Source organism: Bradyrhizobium sp. USDA 376 (genome assembly GCF_054063675.1).
The window spans coordinates 7,306,869-7,324,688 of record NZ_JBSSGN010000001.1 but is presented as its reverse complement, the minus strand read 5'-3'; the positions used below and the strand labels follow the sequence as shown (position 1 = coordinate 7,324,688).

27 protein-coding genes are annotated in these 17,820 nt (G+C 63.6%); 26 read left to right on the top strand and 1 reads right to left on the bottom strand.

Annotated features, from left to right (window positions below):
- Positions 1-34: 34 nt before the first annotated feature.
- The gene (locus tag ACVJ19_RS34360) at positions 35-2,068 is read left to right on the top strand and encodes an ABC transporter ATP-binding protein (RefSeq protein ID WP_453953489.1); all 2,034 of its coding nucleotides are present in this window, start codon (positions 35-37) and stop codon (positions 2,066-2,068) included.
- On the opposite strand, the gene ACVJ19_RS34355 is transcribed toward ACVJ19_RS34360, so the two are convergent.
- On the bottom strand, positions 1,984-3,234 hold the full coding sequence (locus ACVJ19_RS34355; protein WP_453953488.1) for an FAD-dependent oxidoreductase: 1,251 nt from the start codon (positions 3,232-3,234) through the stop codon (positions 1,984-1,986). The two genes, ACVJ19_RS34360 and ACVJ19_RS34355, sit on opposite strands and share 85 nt — an antisense overlap.
- Positions 3,235-3,904: 670 nt before the next feature.
- Between ACVJ19_RS34355 and rpsL the strand changes: the two genes are divergently transcribed.
- The 25 genes from rpsL to rplO all read left to right on the top strand — a co-directional run bounded on the left by rpsL (position 3,905) and on the right by rplO (position 17,745).
- Positions 3,905-4,276 carry a 30S ribosomal protein S12 gene (gene rpsL / locus ACVJ19_RS34350; RefSeq protein WP_007603006.1) on the top strand — a complete coding sequence of 124 codons (372 nt, stop codon included), beginning with the start codon at positions 3,905-3,907 and terminating at the stop codon, positions 4,274-4,276.
- 15 nt (positions 4,277-4,291) lie between these two features.
- Positions 4,292-4,762 (top strand): 30S ribosomal protein S7, encoded by a 471-nt coding sequence (rpsG, locus tag ACVJ19_RS34345; protein WP_008136420.1) that lies wholly within the window; start codon positions 4,292-4,294, stop codon positions 4,760-4,762.
- 30 nt (positions 4,763-4,792) lie between these two features.
- The gene (gene fusA, locus ACVJ19_RS34340; RefSeq protein ID WP_018322261.1) at positions 4,793-6,865 is read left to right on the top strand and encodes an elongation factor G; all 2,073 of its coding nucleotides are present in this window, start codon (positions 4,793-4,795) and stop codon (positions 6,863-6,865) included.
- Between the two features lie 39 nt (positions 6,866-6,904).
- On the top strand, positions 6,905-8,095 hold the full coding sequence (gene tuf, locus ACVJ19_RS34335; RefSeq protein ID WP_074116743.1) for an elongation factor Tu: 1,191 nt from the start codon (positions 6,905-6,907) through the stop codon (positions 8,093-8,095).
- An 81-nt stretch (positions 8,096-8,176) separates the two neighbouring features.
- Complete coding sequence (rpsJ, locus tag ACVJ19_RS34330; protein ID WP_002712302.1) at positions 8,177-8,485, top strand: 30S ribosomal protein S10; 309 nt, start codon at positions 8,177-8,179, stop codon at positions 8,483-8,485.
- Between the two features lie 51 nt (positions 8,486-8,536).
- Positions 8,537-9,250, top strand: coding sequence for a 50S ribosomal protein L3 (gene rplC, locus ACVJ19_RS34325; RefSeq protein ID WP_027564407.1), 714 nt, complete (start codon positions 8,537-8,539; stop codon positions 9,248-9,250).
- Position 9,251: 1 nt separating this feature from the next.
- On the top strand, positions 9,252-9,872 hold the full coding sequence (gene rplD / locus ACVJ19_RS34320) for a 50S ribosomal protein L4 (RefSeq protein WP_018647243.1): 621 nt from the start codon (positions 9,252-9,254) through the stop codon (positions 9,870-9,872).
- On the top strand, positions 9,869-10,171 hold the full coding sequence (locus ACVJ19_RS34315) for a 50S ribosomal protein L23 (RefSeq protein ID WP_183245047.1): 303 nt from the start codon (positions 9,869-9,871) through the stop codon (positions 10,169-10,171). The genes rplD and ACVJ19_RS34315 overlap by 4 nt, the downstream gene beginning before the upstream one ends.
- A 12-nt stretch (positions 10,172-10,183) precedes the next feature.
- A complete protein-coding gene (gene rplB / locus ACVJ19_RS34310; RefSeq protein WP_453953487.1) occupies positions 10,184-11,017 on the top strand; it encodes a 50S ribosomal protein L2 in 834 nt (277 codons plus the stop codon).
- Between the two features lie 12 nt (positions 11,018-11,029).
- Positions 11,030-11,308: a 30S ribosomal protein S19 gene (gene rpsS / locus ACVJ19_RS34305; RefSeq protein WP_008136357.1), complete on the top strand. Its 279-nt coding sequence runs from the start codon at positions 11,030-11,032 to the stop codon at positions 11,306-11,308.
- 10 nt (positions 11,309-11,318) lie between these two features.
- On the top strand, positions 11,319-11,705 hold the full coding sequence (gene rplV / locus ACVJ19_RS34300) for a 50S ribosomal protein L22 (RefSeq protein WP_008549264.1): 387 nt from the start codon (positions 11,319-11,321) through the stop codon (positions 11,703-11,705).
- A gap of 18 nt (positions 11,706-11,723) precedes the next feature.
- Positions 11,724-12,449, top strand: a complete 726-nt coding sequence (gene rpsC / locus ACVJ19_RS34295) for a 30S ribosomal protein S3 (RefSeq protein WP_018647246.1) — start codon at positions 11,724-11,726, stop codon at positions 12,447-12,449.
- A gap of 30 nt (positions 12,450-12,479) precedes the next feature.
- Complete coding sequence (gene rplP, locus ACVJ19_RS34290; RefSeq protein ID WP_018647247.1) at positions 12,480-12,893, top strand: 50S ribosomal protein L16; 414 nt, start codon at positions 12,480-12,482, stop codon at positions 12,891-12,893.
- 5 nt (positions 12,894-12,898) lie between these two features.
- Positions 12,899-13,105: a 50S ribosomal protein L29 gene (rpmC, locus tag ACVJ19_RS34285; protein ID WP_011088144.1), complete on the top strand. Its 207-nt coding sequence runs from the start codon at positions 12,899-12,901 to the stop codon at positions 13,103-13,105.
- A 13-nt stretch (positions 13,106-13,118) separates the two neighbouring features.
- Positions 13,119-13,367: a 30S ribosomal protein S17 gene (rpsQ, locus tag ACVJ19_RS34280; RefSeq protein ID WP_018647248.1), complete on the top strand. Its 249-nt coding sequence runs from the start codon at positions 13,119-13,121 to the stop codon at positions 13,365-13,367.
- An 84-nt stretch (positions 13,368-13,451) separates the two neighbouring features.
- Positions 13,452-13,820 (top strand): 50S ribosomal protein L14, encoded by a 369-nt coding sequence (gene rplN / locus ACVJ19_RS34275; RefSeq protein ID WP_007603030.1) that lies wholly within the window; start codon positions 13,452-13,454, stop codon positions 13,818-13,820.
- Entirely contained in the window at positions 13,820-14,134 is a 315-nt protein-coding gene (gene rplX, locus ACVJ19_RS34270) for a 50S ribosomal protein L24 (protein ID WP_018647249.1), read from the top strand. Before rplN ends, rplX begins: the two co-directional genes overlap by 1 nt.
- Positions 14,127-14,684 carry a 50S ribosomal protein L5 gene (gene rplE, locus ACVJ19_RS34265; RefSeq protein WP_018647250.1) on the top strand — a complete coding sequence of 186 codons (558 nt, stop codon included), beginning with the start codon at positions 14,127-14,129 and terminating at the stop codon, positions 14,682-14,684. The genes rplX and rplE overlap by 8 nt, the downstream gene beginning before the upstream one ends.
- 46 nt (positions 14,685-14,730) lie before the next feature.
- Complete coding sequence (gene rpsN / locus ACVJ19_RS34260) at positions 14,731-15,036, top strand: 30S ribosomal protein S14 (RefSeq protein WP_018647251.1); 306 nt, start codon at positions 14,731-14,733, stop codon at positions 15,034-15,036.
- Positions 15,037-15,050: 14 nt separating this feature from the next.
- A complete protein-coding gene (gene rpsH, locus ACVJ19_RS34255) occupies positions 15,051-15,449 on the top strand; it encodes a 30S ribosomal protein S8 (RefSeq protein WP_018647252.1) in 399 nt (132 codons plus the stop codon).
- Between the two features lie 16 nt (positions 15,450-15,465).
- Complete coding sequence (rplF, locus tag ACVJ19_RS34250) at positions 15,466-15,999, top strand: 50S ribosomal protein L6 (protein WP_453953486.1); 534 nt, start codon at positions 15,466-15,468, stop codon at positions 15,997-15,999.
- 11 nt (positions 16,000-16,010) lie between these two features.
- Positions 16,011-16,373, top strand: coding sequence for a 50S ribosomal protein L18 (rplR, locus tag ACVJ19_RS34245; RefSeq protein WP_008549238.1), 363 nt, complete (start codon positions 16,011-16,013; stop codon positions 16,371-16,373).
- A 44-nt stretch (positions 16,374-16,417) separates the two neighbouring features.
- Entirely contained in the window at positions 16,418-17,011 is a 594-nt protein-coding gene (gene rpsE, locus ACVJ19_RS34240) for a 30S ribosomal protein S5 (RefSeq protein WP_453953485.1), read from the top strand.
- Positions 17,012-17,034: 23 nt separating this feature from the next.
- Positions 17,035-17,241, top strand: a complete 207-nt coding sequence (gene rpmD, locus ACVJ19_RS34235; protein WP_008136329.1) for a 50S ribosomal protein L30 — start codon at positions 17,035-17,037, stop codon at positions 17,239-17,241.
- Between the two features lie 18 nt (positions 17,242-17,259).
- Positions 17,260-17,745 (top strand): 50S ribosomal protein L15, encoded by a 486-nt coding sequence (gene rplO / locus ACVJ19_RS34230; protein ID WP_018322273.1) that lies wholly within the window; start codon positions 17,260-17,262, stop codon positions 17,743-17,745.
- Positions 17,746-17,820 lie beyond the last annotated feature (75 nt).

The following is a 17,820-nucleotide window of genomic DNA, read 5'->3' as shown; positions in this document are numbered from 1 at the left end:
GCGGTCATGCCGGCCGTCAGCATCGGTTGGTTTCATGGCGTCCAAGCCTCTTTCGCCCGACAAACAGAAGCTCGCTGCCGAAGAGGCGGCCGGGCTCGACGACAAGCTCGCCTCCGCCGCCAAGCCCGATCTGGAAAAAGACGGGGACGACGAAGACGAGGAGGATGACGAGCTGGAGCTCGACGACGACGATGAGGACGAGGACCTCGTCGTCTTTACCGCGCGCGAGGCCGCCGGTGCGCTCGCGACCATCCTGGGCTTCGTCAAGCCCTACCTGGCCAACTACAAGCGGATGCTGTCGTTCGTGGCGTTCGGCGTCATCATCGAGACGCTGTTCAATGTCATCATGCCGCTCAGCCTGAAGTACCTGATCGACGACGCGCTCGGCGAGGAGGATTTCCAGGCGCTGTACAAGATTCTCGGCGTGCTCGCGGCCGCCGGCATCATCACCTCGATCGTCGCGGTCTGGTACGAGCGCTGGGACGCGCGGCTGGCGGCCTGCATCATCTCCGATGTGCGCAAGCGTCTGTTCGAGCACGTCCAGGACCTGCCGGCGGCCTATTTCGGCCGCACCAAACGCGGCGAGATCCTGTCGCGCTTCTCGGTCGATCTCTCGGCCTTCGAAGGCTCGGTGAAAACCTTCGCCAACAGCGCCGCGCTGCCGTTCCTGGAACTGATCGCCGGCATCATCCTGATGGTGTTCCTGAACTGGCAGCTCGCGGTGGTCGCGCTGCTGGTGTTCCCGATCACGCTGATCGGCCCGCGCATCCTCACCCCGAAGGCGGTGCAGGCCAATTACGAGCAGAAGCAGAACGAGGCCGCGCTGCTCGGCATGGTGCAGGAGAACATCGGCGCCCAGGCCGTGATCAAGGCGTTCAGCCTGCAGCGCAAGATGTTCGGCTTCTTCACCTTCCGTAACGACGAGACGCGCAACAGGATCGCCTCGGCCGCGTTCCTGTCGACCATGGTGGAGCGGACGGTCACCATCTCGGTCTTGTTGCTGCACCTCGTGGTGCTCGCGATCGGCGCGTATCTGGCGACCAAGGGCCAGATCACCATCGGCACCTTCGTCACCTTCGAGAGCGCGTTCTGGGAGGTCTCCTACAACATCGCTCATGTGATGCATTTCATTCCGGTGTCGATCTCCTCGGCCGCCGCAATCCGCCACATCCAGGAGCTGCTCGACGAGCCGACCCGCGGCGCCGATCGCCCCGGCGCGCCCGATCTGCCGCGCATCACCAACGACATCACGTTCGACCATGTGACCTTCCAGTACGAGGGCAGCCAGACGCCGGTGCTGGACAATCTCAGCCTCAAGCTCAATGTCGGCAAGCGCATCGCCATCGTCGGGCCGTCGGGCTCGGGCAAGAGCACGCTGCTCAACCTGATCCTGCGGCTCTACGTGCCGGACGATGGGCGCGTCACCATCGACGGGGTCGATGTCCGCAAGGTGACGCTGGATTCGCTGCGCCGGAGCATGGCCGTGGTGTTCCAGGAGAACATGCTGTTCAACATGTCGATCCGCGAGAACATCCGGCTCGGCAAGGAGGGCGCCACCGACGCGGAGGTGGAGGACGCCGCCAAGAAGGCCGAGATCCACCGCTACATCATGAGCCTGCCGCAGCGCTACGACACGCCGGTCGGCGAGCGCGGTGACACGCTCTCTGGCGGTCAGCGCCAGCGCATCGCGATCGCGCGGGCGATCATCCGCAATCCGTCCGTGCTGCTGCTGGACGAGGCCACCTCGGCGCTCGACCAGACCACGGAAGCCGCGATCAACCGCACGCTGCTGAAGGTTGCCAAAGGCCGCACCATGATCTGGTCGACCCACCGCCTGACCTCGGTGGTCGAGATGGACGAGATCATCGTGATTTCAGGGGGCAGGGCGATCGAGCGCGGCTCGCACGCCGAGCTGCTCGCCAAGAACGGTACCTATCGCCAGCTGTGGAACGACCAGATCCACCAGCCGCACGGCGCTGCGGCTCACGCCGACGACGACAGCGACGATGACGACGAGGATGAAGACGACCTCGAGGATGATGAGGACGAGGACGACGAGGAAGAATGACCGAGGAAGTTCGGCTCCAGGTCGAAGGCGCCTCCGAACGGCCGCAGCAGCCCCTGGGCCGACCAGGCGATGAAGCGCGCCCAGCGCTGCGCTGTCCAGTAGGGGCTTGTGGCGGTCGAGACTGAGCGAAAGTCGAAGGCCTTCGCCGCCGACCATTCGTCGCAGGCCCGCTTGACCGGATCGGCGTAGAACGCAGCGATCTTGGCAGCATCCATCCCGTCGGAGGCCAGCCATCGCGGGATGTAGACGTTGCAGAGTCGCTCGACGTCGGTGAAGACCTTGTCGCAGCCGGTGCCGGCGGCCGGGCAGGAGGTCGAGAAGGCATCGCCCACCAGCACGAGCCCGGGCTGGCCGCCGGCATCGTTCACATAGAGATCGACCGGGCGGATCTTCAGCTCGCCGGGAATGTCGCAGGGGCCGGTGATGCGCTTGAGGCGGGGCAGGGCGGCATGCAGCGTCTCGGCCGGGACGCGGCGCAGCTCGCGCAGCCAGGGGTCGTCAAAGCCGCGGTAGACGAACAAATTGGCGCGCATCCGCGTGCCGATCGGAAACAGCGTGATGTAGGGGATGCGGTCGCTCGGCCGCTCCGAGAAATAGGTCAGCGCCGGGAAGTCGAACGCATTCCGCCCGGCAGGAACCACGTCGAACCCGATCGAGATCGAATGGCAGGCGCTGACGATTTTTCGTGCGATGCCGAGCTGGTGGCGCAGGCCGACATTGAGGCCATTGGCGAGGACGACCAGGCGGGCCGAGATGGTCTCGTCATTGGAGAGCGTGATCCTCTGCCGCTCCGCGCTGGTCTCGACCGCGGTCGCCTTCGCACAGATGCGCTCGACGCTCGCAGGAATCTCTTCGCGGACGGCGTTGACGAAGGAATCGTAGAGGAGGTTGAATTGCCGGCTCGGCGCCTTGTCGAGCAGGCGGCCGAATCTTGCGATCCAGTTCTCGCCGGAATAGGTCGCGCGGCGCAGCACCGATTCTCCGATTCCGGTCCTCAGGAATCGCTCGACCTGCACCTCGCCGCTGAGTTTTTCGACTCGAAAGTCCGCCGGATAGGTCTCATGCGGATCGATCAGCACGGTCGAAATGCCGGCGCGGCCGAGCATGGCGGCGGCGGTCGAGCCGGACAATCCCCCGCCGATAATGGCAATGTCAGTGTACCGCATGGCGCAAATCTCTGCCGAAGGCGGCAGATTGACGCAGCAACAGGAAAAAAAGCCTTAGCGAGGGATATAAAAGTATATTTCATCCGGGTGTAAAGTGATTTCGGGGTGGCGGAACACGCCCGGCGTTCCCATATCGGGGAGGCGCGGTGAGCACGGCAAACAGCGATTTCGGCAGGCGCGAGAAGCGTTTTGTGACTGTCGTTTCACCTTGACTTGACCGATTCTCACTTATAGAAAGCGCCTCACTTAACGACAGGCGGTGAGCGTCGCCAACGTCGGTACGGACCACCTGCCTGATCCTTTTAGGATCGTCTGGCAGGCACCAACCTCGACGAATGCCGCTCAGACGCTGTCGATCATAGCTAGGCAATGCCAGTGCGATTCTAGTTCTCTTGAGCACGTTCTCTTGAGATCGAATTCGGATGCATGACCTCGGTGCACAAGCCGCAGCTTCACGCTGATTGGCCTGAAAACTGCGGTCCTCTGTGGCGTCGTAACGCTTTCCGCTCGGTGATGGAGCGGTTGGCGCAATTTCGCTTTGTGCGGAATGTTCCGTGCAAGGCGGCCTCGTCGGGCGGGTGGCCCGAACAGAATTTGCGGTCCCGGCAACGGGCCGCGCCAAGACAGCGGGCCCGCAAGGGGCCGCGGCAGAACAAAGGGTAAGGCCAGGATGCCGACGATCAACCAGCTGATCGCTCAACCGCGGGAAGTGCAGAAGTCGCGCAAGAAGGTGCCGGCGCTGCAGCAGTCGCCTCAGAAGCGTGGTGTTTGCACCCGCGTCTACACCACGACCCCGAAGAAGCCGAACTCGGCGCTTCGTAAGGTCGCCAAGGTGCGTCTGACCAACGGCTTCGAGGTGATCGGCTACATCCCCGGCGAGGGCCATAACCTCCAGGAGCACTCGGTGGTCATGATCCGCGGCGGCCGCGTCAAGGACTTGCCCGGCGTGCGCTACCACATCCTCCGCGGCGTTCTGGATACCCAGGGCGTCAAGAACCGTAAGCAGCGTCGTTCGAAGTACGGCGCCAAGCGTCCGAAGTAAGCGGGAACCAAGCCTATGTCTCGTCGCCACTCAGCGGAAAAGCGCGAAGTTCTCCCGGATCCGAAGTTCGGGAACATCATCGTCACGAAGTTCATGAACTCGGTAATGTACGCCGGCAAGAAGTCGGTCGCGGAAGGCATCGTCTACGGTGCGTTCGGCATCATCGAATCCAAGACCAAGCAGAACCCGCTCGGCGTGTTCGAGCAGGCGCTCGAGAACGTCATGCCGACGATCGAGGTGCGCTCCCGCCGCGTCGGCGGCGCGACCTACCAGGTTCCGGTCGAAGTTCGTTCGACCCGCCGTCAGGCGCTGGGCATTCGCTGGCTGATCTCGGCCGCGCGCGAGCGCAACGAGAAGACGATGACCGAGCGGCTCTCGGCTGAGTTGCTGGACGCCTCGAACAACCGCGGCAACGCCGTCAAGAAGCGTGAAGACGTGCACCGGATGGCGGAAGCCAACCGCGCCTTCTCGCACTATCGCTGGTAACGGCGACACACGGAATCTAAGGAACAACCCATGCCTCGCGTTCATGCCATAGAGAACTACCGCAATTTCGGTATCATGGCGCATATCGATGCCGGCAAGACCACGACGACCGAGCGCATCCTCTATTACACCGGCAAGAGCCACAAGATCGGCGAAGTGCACGAAGGTGCCGCGACGATGGACTGGATGGAGCAGGAGCAGGAGCGTGGCATCACGATCACCTCCGCTGCGACCACCGCGTTCTGGGCCGGCAAGCGTCTGAACATCATCGACACCCCCGGCCACGTCGATTTCACCATTGAAGTCGAGCGTTCGCTGCGCGTGCTCGACGGCGCCGTCTGCGTGCTCGACTCCAACCAGGGCGTCGAACCCCAGACCGAGACCGTCTGGCGCCAGGGCGACAAGTACAAGGTTCCGCGCATCGTCTTCGCCAACAAGATGGACAAGACCGGTGCCGACTTCTTCAAGTGCCTGGCCGACATCGTCGACCGCCTTGGTGCCAAGCCGATCGCGATCCAGCTTCCGATCGGCGCCGAGAACAACTTCAAGGGTCTCGTCGACCTCGTGAAGATGCAGGGCATCATCTGGAACGATGAATCGCTCGGCGCGAAGTTCGATTATGTCGACATTCCCGAGGATCTCGTCGAGCAGGCCAAGGAATATCGCGAGAAGATGGTGGAAGCCGCCGTCGAACTCGACGACGACGCCATGGCCGCCTATCTCGACGGCAAGGAGCCGGACGAAGAGACGCTGAAGCGGCTGATCCGCAAGGCGGTCTTGACTGGCGCGTTCTATCCCGTGCTGTGCGGCTCGGCCTTCAAGAACAAGGGCGTGCAGCCGCTGCTCGACGCCGTCGTCGACTATCTGCCGTCGCCGATCGACGTGCCCGCGATCAAGGGCACCGACGACCGCGGCAACGAGGTCGTGCGCAAGGCGGACGACAAGGAGCCGCTGGCGCTGCTCGCGTTCAAGATCATGGACGACCCGTTCGTCGGCACCATCACCTTCTGCCGCATCTACTCCGGCGTCCTGCAGAGCGGCACCGGCGTCGTGAACTCGACGCGCGAGAAGAAGGAGCGCATCGGGCGCATGCTGCTGATGCATGCGAACAACCGCGAAGACATCAAGGAAGCCTATGCCGGCGACATCGTCGCGCTGGCCGGCCTGAAGGAAGCGCGCACCGGTGACACGCTGTGCGATCCCGACAAGCAGGTGATCCTGGAGAAGATGGAATTCCCCGAGCCGGTCATCGAGATCGCGATCGAGCCGAAGTCCAAGGCCGACCAGGAAAAGCTGGGCGTGGCGCTGGCCAAGCTCGCCGCGGAGGATCCGTCCTTCCGCGTGTCGACCGACCAGGAGTCCGGCCAGACCATCCTCAAGGGCATGGGCGAACTCCATCTCGACATCAAGGTCGACATCCTCAAGCGCACCTACAAGGTCGACGCCAACATCGGTGCGCCGCAGGTTGCGTTCCGTGAGCGCGTCACCAAGAAGGCCGAGGTCAAGTACACCCACAAGAAGCAGACCGGCGGTACCGGTCAGTTCGCGGAAGTGTCGATCGTGGTCGAGCCGAACGAGCCCGGCAAGGGCTACGAGTTCGAGTCCAAGATCGTCGGTGGTGCGGTTCCGAAGGAATACATCCCCGGCGTCGAAAAGGGCCTCAACAGCGTGATGAGCTCTGGCGTGGTCGCGGGCTTCCCCGTGGTCGACGTCAAGGTTCAGCTCGTCGACGGCAAGTATCACGACGTCGACTCGTCCGCGCTCGCCTTCGAAATCGCATCGCGCGCGGCGTTCCGCGAAGCGCTGCAGAAGGGCAAGTCCGTCCTGCTCGAGCCGATCATGAAGGTCGAAGTGGTGACCCCGGAAGACTACACCGGCTCGGTCATCGGCGACCTGAATTCCCGGCGCGGTCAGATCCAGGGTCAGGACATGCGCGGCAACGCCAACGTCATCAATGCGATGGTGCCGCTCATGAACATGTTCGGTTACGTGAATAACCTGCGCTCGATGAGCCAGGGTCGCGCGACCTTCACCATGCAGTTCGATCACTACGCAGAAGCGCCGGCCAACGTGTCGGCAGAAGTCCAGAAGAAGTTTGCCTGATTGTCGTCGGTCCAAGCTGACGATTGAACGGAGAGTCAAATGGCCAAAGCAAAGTTTGAACGTAACAAGCCGCACTGCAACATCGGCACCATCGGTCACGTCGACCATGGCAAGACGTCGCTGACCGCGGCGATCACCAAGGTTCTCGCCGAAGCCGGCGGTGCGACGTTCACCGCGTACGACCAGATCGACAAGGCGCCGGAAGAGAAGGCGCGCGGCATCACCATCTCGACCGCGCACGTCGAGTACGAGACGCCGAACCGCCACTACGCCCACGTCGACTGCCCCGGCCACGCCGACTACGTGAAGAACATGATCACCGGTGCCGCCCAGATGGACGGCGCGATCCTGGTCGTGTCGGCCGCTGACGGCCCGATGCCGCAGACCCGCGAGCACATCCTGCTCGCCCGCCAGGTCGGCGTGCCCGCGCTCGTCGTGTTCCTGAACAAGTGCGACATGGTCGATGATCCGGAGCTGCTCGAGCTCGTCGAGCTCGAAGTCCGCGAGCTGCTGTCGAAGTACGAATTCCCCGGCGACAAGATCCCGATCATCAAGGGTTCGGCACTCGCCGCTCTCGAAGACTCCGACAAGAAGCTCGGCCACGACGCCATCCTCGAGCTGATGAAGAACGTCGACGAGTACATCCCGCAGCCGGAGCGTCCGATCGACCAGCCGTTCCTGATGCCGGTTGAAGACGTGTTCTCGATCTCGGGCCGCGGCACCGTCGTGACCGGCCGTGTCGAGCGCGGCGTCGTCAAGGTCGGCGAGGAAATCGAGATCGTCGGTCTCCGCGCCACCCAGAAGACCACCGTCACCGGCGTCGAAATGTTCCGCAAGCTGCTCGATCAGGGCCAGGCCGGCGACAACATCGGCGCTCTGCTCCGCGGCACCAAGCGCGAGGACGTCGAGCGCGGCCAGGTTCTGGCCAAGCCGGGTTCGGTCAAGCCGCACACCAAGTTCAAGGCCGAGGCCTACATCCTCACCAAGGAAGAGGGCGGTCGCCACACCCCGTTCTTCACCAACTACCGTCCGCAGTTCTACTTCCGCACCACCGACGTGACCGGTGTCGTGCACCTGCCGGAAGGCACCGAGATGGTGATGCCGGGCGACAACATCGCGATGGAAGTGCACCTGATCGTGCCGATCGCGATGGAAGAGAAGCTCCGCTTCGCGATCCGCGAAGGCGGCCGCACCGTCGGCGCCGGCGTCGTCGCCTCGATCATCGAGTAATTACGAGAAAAGGGACGGCGAGTAGCGAATGGCAGCATTCGCTATTCGCTATTCGCCACCCACTGAAGAGAGACCACGGCAATGAACGGCCAAAACATTCGTATCCGTCTCAAGGCGTTCGACCATCGTATCCTCGATACGTCGACCCGTGAGATCGTGAACACGGCGAAGCGCACCGGCGCGCAGGTCCGCGGACCCATTCCGCTGCCCACCCGCATCGAGAAGTTCACCGTCAACCGTTCGCCCCACGTCGACAAGAAGAGCCGCGAACAGTTCGAGATGCGCACCCACAAGCGCCTGCTCGACATCGTCGATCCGACCCCGCAGACCGTCGATGCTTTGATGAAGCTCGACCTGGCCGCCGGTGTCGACGTCGAGATCAAGCTCTAAGATTTTGGATCCCGTTCGCGAAAGCGGACAAAGAGAACAGGAAGCAAGCCGATGCGCTCCGGAGTGATCGCACAAAAGGTCGGGATGACGCGGGTCTTCACGGAGGCCGGCGAACATATCCCCGTGACCGTGCTGAAGCTCGGCAATTGCCAGGTCGTAGGCCACCGCACCGAAGAGAAGAACGGTTACGTCGCGCTCCAGCTCGGTTCTGGTGCCCGCAAGACCGTTTACATGCCCAAGGCCGAGCGCGGCCAGTTCGCGGTCGCCAAGGTCGAGCCGAAGCGCCGGGTCGAGGAATTCCGCGTCACCGCGGACGCCATGATCCCGGTCGGCGCCGAGATCCAGGCCGATCACTTCGTCGTCGGTCAGTTCGTCGACGTTACCGGCACCTCGGTCGGTAAGGGCTTTGCGGGCGGTATGAAGCGCTGGAACTTCGGCGGTCTGCGCGCCACGCACGGTGTGTCGATCTCGCACCGCTCGATCGGTTCGACCGGTGGTCGTCAGGACCCCGGCAAGACCTGGAAGAACAAGAAGATGCCCGGCCACATGGGTGTCGATCGCATCACCACGCTCAACCTTCGCGTCGTCCAGACCGATGTCGAGCGCGGCCTGATCCTCGTCGAGGGCGCCGTTCCCGGCTCCAAGGGCGGCTGGATCCGCGTGCGCGACGCCGTCAAGAAGCCGCTGCCGAAGGAAGCTCCGAAGCCCGGCAAGTTCAAGGTTGCTGGCGACGCGGAAGCCGCTCCGGCTGCGCAGGAGGCGTGAGATGGAATTGAAGGTCACCACCCTCGAAGGTAAGGAAGCCGGCTCGGTCCAGCTCTCCGACGCCATTTTCGGTCTCGAGCCGCGCGAGGACATCATCGCGCGCTGCGTGCAGTGGCAGCTCAACAAGCGCCAGGCCGGCACGCACAAGGCCAAGGGCCGCGCCGAGATCTGGCGCACCGGCAAGAAGATGTACAAGCAGAAGGGCACCGGCGGTGCTCGTCACGGCTCGGCCCGCGTGCCGCAGTTCCGTGGCGGTGGCCGTGCCTTCGGTCCGGTGGTGCGTTCGCACGCCACCGATCTGCCGAAGAAGGTCCGCGCGCTCGCTCTGAAGCATGCGCTCTCGGCCAAGGCCAAGGACGGCGATCTCGTCGTGATCGAGAAGGCCGCGCTGGAAGCCGCCAAGACCAAGGCGCTGCTCGGTCACTTCTCGGGCCTCGGCCTCACCAACGCCCTGATCATCGACGGTGCCGAGCTCAACAACGGCTTCGCAGCTGCGGCCCGCAACATCCCGAACATGGACGTGCTGCCGATCCAGGGCATCAACGTCTATGACATCCTGCGCCGTCAGAAGCTCGTTCTGACCAAGGCCGCCATCGATGCGCTGGAGGCGCGCTTCAAATGACGAAGAACATCGAGCCTCGCCACTACGACGTGATCCTGTCGCCGGTCGTGACCGAAAAGGCGACGATCGCCTCGGAGCACAACAAGGTGCTGTTCAAGGTGGCCGCGAAGGCGACCAAGCCGCAGATCAAGGAAGCGATCGAGAAGCTGTTCGACGTCAAGGTCAAGAGCGTCAACACGCTGGTCCGCAAGGGCAAGGTCAAGGCCTTCCGCGGCAATCTCGGTTCGCAGTCGAACTCCAAGCGCGCGATCGTGACTCTCGAAGAGGGTCACCGGATCGACGTGACCACCGGTCTGTAAGGTCGTACGACGATGGCACTGAAGACATTCAATCCCACGACGCCGGGCCAGCGCCAGCTGGTCATGGTCGATCGTTCGGCGCTCTACAAGGGCAAGCCGGTCAAGGCGCTGACCGAAGGCAAGCACTCCTCGGGCGGTCGCAACAACACCGGTCGCATCACCGTGCGTTTCCGCGGTGGCGGTCACAAGCAGACGCTGCGCATCGTTGACTTCAAGCGCGACAAGATCGATGCGCCCGCGACGGTCGAGCGGCTGGAATACGATCCGAACCGCACTGCGTTTATCGCGCTGATCAAGTATCAGGACGGCGAGCAGGCCTACATCCTGGCGCCGCAGCGCCTGGCCGTGGGTGATACCATCGTCGCCGGCAACTATGTCGACGTGAAGCCGGGCAACGTCATGCCGCTCGGCAACATGCCGGTCGGCACGATCATCCACAACATCGAGGTCAAGATCGGGAAGGGCGGCCAGCTCGCCCGTTCCGCGGGCACCTACGCCCAGCTCGTCGGCCGCGACCAGGACTACGTTATCATCCGCCTGAACTCGGGCGAGCAGCGTCTGGTGCACGGCCGCTGCCGCGGCACGATCGGCGCGGTGTCGAACCCTGATCACATGAACACCTCGATCGGCAAGGCCGGCCGCAACCGTTGGCTGGGCCGCAAGCCGCATAACCGCGGCGTTTCGATGAACCCGATCGACCATCCGCACGGCGGTGGTGAAGGTCGTACCTCGGGCGGTCGCCACCCGGTCACCCCGTGGGGCAAGCCGACCAAGGGCAAGAAGACCCGCACCAACAAGTCGACCAACAAATTCATTCTCCTAAGCCGCCACAAGCGGAAGAAGTAAGGAACGCCGGACATGGTTCGTTCAGTCTGGAAAGGCCCGTTCGTCGAGGGTTCTCTGCTCAAGAAGGCAGATGCCGCGCGCGCGTCCGGCCGTCACGACGTCATCAAGATCTGGAGCCGTCGCTCGACGATCCTGCCGCAGTTCGTCGGCCTGACCTTCGGCGTCTACAACGGTCAGAAGCACGTGCCGGTGGCGGTCAACGAGGAAATGGTCGGTCACAAGTTCGGCGAGTTCTCGCCGACCCGGACCTTCCATGGCCACTCCGGCGACAAGAAAGCCAAGAAGGCTTGAGGATTAAACGATGAGCAAACCTAAGCGCGAACGGAGCCTCGCCGACAACGAGGCCAAGGCGGTCGCCCGGATGCTGCGGGTGAGCCCGCAGAAGCTCAACCTGGTCGCCCAGCTCATTCGCGGCCGGAAGGCGTCGGCCGCGCTCGCCGACCTGCAGTTCTCGCGCAAGCGGATCGCGGTCGACGTGAAGAAGTGCCTGGAATCGGCTATCGCCAACGCCGAGAACAACCACGACCTCGACGTCGACGATCTCGTCGTGGCGCAGGCCTTCGTCGGCAACGGCCTCGTGATGAAGCGCTTCGCCGCCCGCGGCCGTGGCCGTTCGGGCCGTGTCTACAAACCATTTTCGCAGCTGACGATCATCGTTCGTCAGGTCGAAGCCGAAGCAGCGGCTTAAGGGACGCAGGAGAACACGATGGGTCAAAAGATCAATCCGATCGGTCTGCGTCTCGGCATCAACCGGACCTGGGATTCCCGCTGGTTCGCCGGCAAGCAGGAATACGGCAAGCTGCTGCACGAGGACGTCAAGATCCGCGAGATCCTGCACAAGGAGCTCAAGCAGGCGGCCGTCGCCCGCATCGTGATCGAGCGTCCGCACAAGAAGTGCCGCGTCACCATCCACTCGGCCCGTCCGGGCGTGGTGATCGGCAAGAAGGGCGCCGACATCGACAAGCTGCGCAAGCGCGTTGCGGACATCACCTCGTCCGACGTCGTCATCAACATCGTCGAGATCCGCAAGCCGGAGCTCGATGCGACGCTGGTGGCCGAGTCGATCGCGCAGCAGCTGGAGCGCCGCGTGGCGTTCCGCCGCGCCATGAAGCGCGCCGTGCAGTCGGCGATGCGCCTCGGCGCGGAAGGCATCCGCATCAACTGCTCGGGACGTCTGGGCGGTGCGGAAATCGCGCGCATGGAGTGGTACCGCGAAGGTCGCGTGCCGCTGCACACGCTGCGTGCCGACATCGACTACGGCGTTGCGACCGCGTTCACGACCTTCGGCACCTGCGGCGTCAAGGTCTGGATCTTCAAGGGCGAGATCCTCGAGCACGATCCGATGGCCCAGGACAAGAGAATGGCCGAAGGCGAGACGGGCGGTAGTGGTGATCGTGGTGGCCGTCAGCGCCGCGATACGGCTGCGGCCTAAAGCCAGACAGGAATTTGAGGGCTTAAAGCCATGATGCAACCTAAGAAAACGAAGTTCCGGAAGGCGCATAAGGGCCGCATCCACGGCGTTGCGTCTTCGGGCGCGACGTTGGCGTTCGGCCAGTACGGCCTGAAGGCGACCGAGCCTGAGCGCGTCACCGCGCGCCAGATCGAGGCCGCCCGCCGCGCGCTGACCCGCCACATGAAGCGCGCCGGCCGCGTCTGGATCCGCGTGTTCCCCGACGTTCCGGTGTCGAAGAAGCCGGCCGAAGTCCGCATGGGCTCCGGCAAGGGTTCGCCGGAACTGTGGGTGGCTCGCGTCAAGCCGGGCCGGGTGCTGTTCGAGATCGACGGCGTCAACACCCAGACGGCGCGTGAGGCGCTGACCCTGGCGGCGGCCAAGCTGCCGATCAAGACGCGCTTCGTCGAGCGCATTGCGGAGTAATGGCCATGGCCCAGATGAAGATCGAAGACATCCGCGCGATGAGCCCCGACCAGCAGGATGACGCCATCCTGAACCTGAAGAAGGAGCGCTTCAACCTGCGCTTCCAGCGCGCCACCGGGCAGCTCGAGAACACCTCGCGCCTGCGCGAGGCCCGCCGTGACATCGCCCGGATCAAGACCGTCGCCGCGCAGACGCGCGCGAAGAAGAAGTAAGAGGCTTACGAAGATGCCGAAACGTACTTTGCAGGGCGTGGTCGTCAGCGACAAGCAAGCCAAGACCATCGTGGTGCGCGTCGATCGCCGTTTCACGCACCCGATCTACAAGAAGACGATCCGCCGTTCGAAGAACTATCACGCGCACGACGAGAGCAACGAGTTCAAGCCGGGCGACGTGGTGTGGATCGAGGAATCGAAGCCGATTTCGAAGTTGAAGCGCTGGGTCGTGATCCGGGGCGAACACAAGAAAAGCGCCTGATCTGTTGGCTTTAGCCGACTGACTTCAGGGAAATGTTGAGCGCCGGCTGGGCTGGCGCAATTAGAAAGAGGACGAGGTGCATCAATGATTCAGATGCAGACCAACCTCGACGTGGCCGACAATTCTGGCGCACGCCGTGTCATGTGTATCAAGGTGCTCGGAGGCTCCAAGCGCCGCTACGCCACGATCGGCGACATCATCGTCGTCTCGATCAAGGAAGCGATTCCGCGTGGCAAGGTGAAGAAGGGCGACGTGATGAAGGCCGTCGTGGTGCGCGTCCGCAAGGACATCCGCCGCGCCGACGGTTCGGTCATCCGCTTCGACCGCAACGCCGCCGTTCTGATCAACAACCAGTCCGAGCCGGTCGGCACCCGTATCTTCGGGCCCGTGCCGCGCGAGCTGCGCGCCAAGAACCACATGAAGATCATTTCGCTCGCGCCGGAGGTGCTGTGATGGCTGCGAAGATCCGCAAGGGCGACAAGGTCGTCGTGCTGACCGGCCGCGACAAGGGCCGTACCGGCGAAGTGTTCGAGGTTCGTCCCGACGCCGGCACCGCGCTGGTGCGCGGCGTCAACATGGTCAAGCGTCACCAGAAGCAGACGCAGGCCCAGGAGGGCGGCATCATCTCGAAAGAGGCGCCGATCCAACTGTCCAACATCGCGTATGTCGGCAAGGACGGAAAGCCGACCCGCGTCGGATTCAAGATTCTGGCGGACGGCAAGAAGGTCCGCATCGCCAAGAGCTCGGGAGCTGAGATCGATGGCTGAGGCCGCTTACACGCCGCGCCTGCGCGCGGAATATGACGCGAAGATCCGCACGGCTCTGACCGAGAAGTTCGGTTATGAGAACGTGATGCAGGTTCCGCGCCTCGACAAGGTCGTGCTGAACATGGGCGTTGGCGATTCCGTCAACGACCGCAAGAAGGCCGAGACCGCCGCTGCCGAGCTGACCCAGATCGCCGGCCAGAAGGCGATCGTGACCTATTCGCGTATCGCGATCGCGACCTTCAAGCTGCGTGAGAACCAGCCGATCGGCTGCAAGGTCACGCTGCGCAAGGCCCGCATGTACGAGTTCATCGATCGCCTGGTGACGGTCGCGCTGCCGCGCGTCCGCGACTTCCGCGGCCTGAACCCGAAGAGCTTTGACGGCCGCGGCAACTACTCGCTCGGCATCAAGGAGCACATCATTTTCCCCGAGATCGACTTCGACAAGGTCACGGAAGCCCGCGGTATGGACATCACCGTCTGCACCACGGCCAAGACCGACGAAGAGGCGAGGGCCTTGTTGACCGCTTTCAATTTCCCGTTCCGGCAGTGAGACGCTGACCTAAAGCCTCTCAAACGCGGATACCCAGGAGCCAAGCATGGCAAAGAAGAGTTCAGTCGAGAAGAACAACCGGCGCAAGCGGATGGTGAAGAACGCCGCCGCCAAGCGCGAGCGGTTGAAGGCGATCATCGCCGACAAGAAGCTGCCGATGGAAGAGCGTTTCGCTGCGACGTTGAAGCTGGCCGAAATGCCGCGCAACTCGTCGGCGACCCGCATCCGCCTGCGTTGCGAGCTGTCGGGCCGCCCGCGCTCGAACTATCGCAAGAACAAGCTGTCCCGTATCGCGCTGCGCGACCTTGGCTCCAAGGGCATGGTCCCGGGCCTCGTGAAGTCCAGCTGGTAAGGAGGGTCGTTTAGATGTCTACGCACGATCCAATCAGCGATCTGATCACCCGCATCCGCAACGCGCAGATGCGCTCCAAGACCAAGGTCTCGACGCCTGGTTCGAAGATGCGCGAGAACGTGCTCGAGGTGCTGAAGAGCGAGGGCTACATCCGCGGTTACGCCACGCTCGAGCACCCCTCGGGCCGCAGCGAGATCGAGATCGAGCTGAAGTATTTCGACGGCGAGCCCGTCATCCGCGAGATCGAGCGCGTTTCCAAGCCCGGGCGTCGTGTCTACGCCTCGGTGAAGAACCTGCCGCGGGTCAACAACGGACTCGGCATTTCGGTGTTGTCGACGCCGAAGGGGATCATGGCCGACCACAGCGCGCGCGACGCGAATGTGGGCGGTGAAGTCCTCTTCACGGTGTTCTGAGAAGGATTTTTCATCCATGTCACGAGTTGGCAAAAGGCCTGTGGCGGTTCCGTCGGGTGTGACCGCGACCGTCGATGGGCAGACCGTCAAGATGAAGGGGCCGAAGGGCCAGCTTCAGTTCGTCGTCCATGATGACGTCGAGGTGAAGCTCGAGAGCGGCCAGATCAAGGTCAAGCCGCGCGCCGAGACCAACCGCGCCCGCGCGCTGTACGGTACCGCTCGCGCCCAGGTCGCGAATCTGGTCGAAGGCGTCACCAAGGGCTTCGAGAAGAAGCTCGAGATCACGGGCGTCGGTTACCGCGCCGCGATGCAGGGCAAGAACCTGCAGCTCGCGCTCGGTTATAGCCACGACGTGATCTACCAGATCCCGGAAGGGATCACGATCGCCGTGCCGAAGCCGACCGAAATCACGGTGTCGGGCAGCGACATCCAGCGCGTCGGCCAGGTCGCCGCGGAGATCCGCGCCTATCGTCCGCCGGAGCCCTACAAGGGCAAGGGCGTGAAGTATGTGGGCGAATTCATCTTCCGCAAGGAAGGCAAGAAGAAGTAACGGAGCCGGTCATGTCCAAAGCCAAGGTTACGAATGCCCGGCGCAAGCGGAGTGTGCGGCTGAAGCTGCGTCGCTCCGGTGGCGGCCGTCCGCGTCTGTCGGTGTTCCGCTCGTCCAAGCACATCTACGCCCAGGTCATCGACGACCTGAAGGGCGAGACGCTGGCCTCTGCCTCGTCGCTCGAGAAGGCGATGCGCGACGGCGGCAAGACCGGTGCCGACATCGATGCGGCGAAGGCGGTCGGCAAGCTGCTGGCCGAGCGCGCCGCCGAGAAGGGCGTCAAGGAAGTCGTGTTCGATCGCGGCAGCTACCTCTATCACGGGCGCGTCAAGGCTCTTGCCGACGCTGCGCGTGAGAGCGGGCTGAGCTTCTAACAGAATTTGAGGATTGAGGCGTAAGCCTCTGAAGGATTGGAAAAATGGCAGAACGCGAACAACGTGGTGGACGCGATCAACGCGGCGGCGGACGCGAACGCAAGGAGCGCGAGGAGCGCGACAGCGAGTTCGTCGACAAGCTGGTCCACATCAACCGCGTGGCCAAGGTCGTCAAGGGCGGTAAGCGCTTCGGTTTCGCAGCGCTGGTCGTGATCGGCGACCAGAAGGGCCGCGCCGGCTTCGGTCACGGCAAGGCGCGCGAAGTGCCTGAGGCGATCCGCAAGGCAACCGAGTCCGCCAAGCGCAACCTGACCCGCGTCTCGCTGCGCGAGGGCCGCACGCTGCATCACGACATCGCCGGCCGTCATGGTGCGGGCCGTGTCTACCTGCGTGCAGCTCCGGCCGGTACCGGCATCATCGCCGGCGGCCCGATGCGCGCCGTGTTCGAGACGCTCGGCGTCCAGGACGTGGTGGCGAAGTCGATCGGCTCGTCGAACCCGTACAACATGGTTCGCGCAACCTTCGACGCGCTGAAGCATCAGGATTCGCCGCGTTCGGTCGCAGCCCGCCGCAACATCAAGGTGTCCACTCTGCAGTCGCGCCGTATCGGTGGCGATGCCGAGGCGGGTGCCGACTAACGGAAGCTTTGGAGTAGACCCCCATGGCCAAGGACGCCGCTAAGTCCAGCAAGACGATCAAGCTCGAGCAGATCGGCAGCGCGATCCGCCGCCATCACTCGCAGCGCTCGACGCTGATCGGTCTCAAGCTCAACAAGATCGGTCGCACCAGCGAACTGCAGGACACCCCGGCAGTCCGCGGCATGATCGAAAAGGTTCACCATCTCGTCCGCATCGTCGACGAGAAGTAAGAAATAAGGAGAAGGGCGATGAAGCTCAGCGATATCGCCGACAACGCCGGCTCGCGCAAGAAGCGCATGCGCGTCGGCCGCGGCATCGGTTCGGGCAAGGGCAAGCAGTCCGGCCGCGGCGGCAAGGGCCAGACCGCGCGTTCGGGCGTGCGCATCAAGGGGTTCGAAGGCGGCCAGATGCCGATGCATCGCCGTCTGCCCAAGCGCGGCTTCAACAACATCTTCCGCGTCGAGTTCGCCGAGATCAATCTCGACCGGCTCCAGGAAGCGGTCGATGCCAAGAAGATCGACGCCGGCAGCGTCGTGAACGTCGAGGCCCTGGTGAAGGGCGGCGTGCTGCGCCGCGCCAAGGCCGGCCTGCGGCTGCTCGGCCGTGGCGAGCTCAAGTCCAAGCTCAACATCGAAGTGCATGGCGCCACCAAGACCGCAATCGCGGCGGTCGAGAAGGCCGGCGGCTCGGTGAAGATCCTCGCCCCTGCCAAGGAAGAAGGCGAGGCGGCGTAACAACTGCGTCATTGGCCCGCGGCTCGCGGGCCTTTACGCATGCGGGACGTGGACTTATCGAAGCCGAGCCCCAGA

Bases quoted from the DNA above. Each gene is read 5' to 3' on its own strand.
- rpmD (WP_008136329.1), top strand. From the start codon at position 17,035: ATGGCCAAGGACGCCGCTAAGTCCAGCAAGACGATCAAGCTCGAGCAG.
- rpmC (WP_011088144.1), top strand. From the start codon at position 12,899: ATGGCCCAGATGAAGATCGAAGACATCCGCGCGATGAGCCCCGACCAG.
- rplE (WP_018647250.1), top strand. From the start codon at position 14,127: ATGGCTGAGGCCGCTTACACGCCGCGCCTGCGCGCGGAATATGACGCG.
- rplV (WP_008549264.1), top strand. From the start codon at position 11,319: ATGAGCAAACCTAAGCGCGAACGGAGCCTCGCCGACAACGAGGCCAAG.
- rpsC (WP_018647246.1), top strand. From the start codon at position 11,724: ATGGGTCAAAAGATCAATCCGATCGGTCTGCGTCTCGGCATCAACCGG.
- rpsH (WP_018647252.1), top strand. From the start codon at position 15,051: ATGTCTACGCACGATCCAATCAGCGATCTGATCACCCGCATCCGCAAC.
- rpsQ (WP_018647248.1), top strand. From the start codon at position 13,119: ATGCCGAAACGTACTTTGCAGGGCGTGGTCGTCAGCGACAAGCAAGCC.
- rplP (WP_018647247.1), top strand. From the start codon at position 12,480: ATGATGCAACCTAAGAAAACGAAGTTCCGGAAGGCGCATAAGGGCCGC.
- tuf (WP_074116743.1), top strand. From the start codon at position 6,905: ATGGCCAAAGCAAAGTTTGAACGTAACAAGCCGCACTGCAACATCGGC.
- rplB (WP_453953487.1), top strand. From the start codon at position 10,184: ATGGCACTGAAGACATTCAATCCCACGACGCCGGGCCAGCGCCAGCTG.
- rplD (WP_018647243.1), top strand. From the start codon at position 9,252: ATGGAATTGAAGGTCACCACCCTCGAAGGTAAGGAAGCCGGCTCGGTC.
- rpsL (WP_007603006.1), top strand. From the start codon at position 3,905: ATGCCGACGATCAACCAGCTGATCGCTCAACCGCGGGAAGTGCAGAAG.
- ACVJ19_RS34360 (WP_453953489.1), top strand. From the start codon at position 35: ATGGCGTCCAAGCCTCTTTCGCCCGACAAACAGAAGCTCGCTGCCGAA.
- ACVJ19_RS34355 (WP_453953488.1), bottom strand. From the start codon at position 3,234: ATGCGGTACACTGACATTGCCATTATCGGCGGGGGATTGTCCGGCTCG.
- rplF (WP_453953486.1), top strand. From the start codon at position 15,466: ATGTCACGAGTTGGCAAAAGGCCTGTGGCGGTTCCGTCGGGTGTGACC.
- rpsN (WP_018647251.1), top strand. From the start codon at position 14,731: ATGGCAAAGAAGAGTTCAGTCGAGAAGAACAACCGGCGCAAGCGGATG.
- ACVJ19_RS34315 (WP_183245047.1), top strand. From the start codon at position 9,869: ATGACGAAGAACATCGAGCCTCGCCACTACGACGTGATCCTGTCGCCG.
- rplN (WP_007603030.1), top strand. From the start codon at position 13,452: ATGATTCAGATGCAGACCAACCTCGACGTGGCCGACAATTCTGGCGCA.
- rplC (WP_027564407.1), top strand. From the start codon at position 8,537: ATGCGCTCCGGAGTGATCGCACAAAAGGTCGGGATGACGCGGGTCTTC.
- fusA (WP_018322261.1), top strand. From the start codon at position 4,793: ATGCCTCGCGTTCATGCCATAGAGAACTACCGCAATTTCGGTATCATG.
- rplO (WP_018322273.1), top strand. From the start codon at position 17,260: ATGAAGCTCAGCGATATCGCCGACAACGCCGGCTCGCGCAAGAAGCGC.
- rpsS (WP_008136357.1), top strand. From the start codon at position 11,030: ATGGTTCGTTCAGTCTGGAAAGGCCCGTTCGTCGAGGGTTCTCTGCTC.
- rplR (WP_008549238.1), top strand. From the start codon at position 16,011: ATGTCCAAAGCCAAGGTTACGAATGCCCGGCGCAAGCGGAGTGTGCGG.
- rplX (WP_018647249.1), top strand. From the start codon at position 13,820: ATGGCTGCGAAGATCCGCAAGGGCGACAAGGTCGTCGTGCTGACCGGC.
- rpsE (WP_453953485.1), top strand. From the start codon at position 16,418: ATGGCAGAACGCGAACAACGTGGTGGACGCGATCAACGCGGCGGCGGA.
- rpsG (WP_008136420.1), top strand. From the start codon at position 4,292: ATGTCTCGTCGCCACTCAGCGGAAAAGCGCGAAGTTCTCCCGGATCCG.
- rpsJ (WP_002712302.1), top strand. From the start codon at position 8,177: ATGAACGGCCAAAACATTCGTATCCGTCTCAAGGCGTTCGACCATCGT.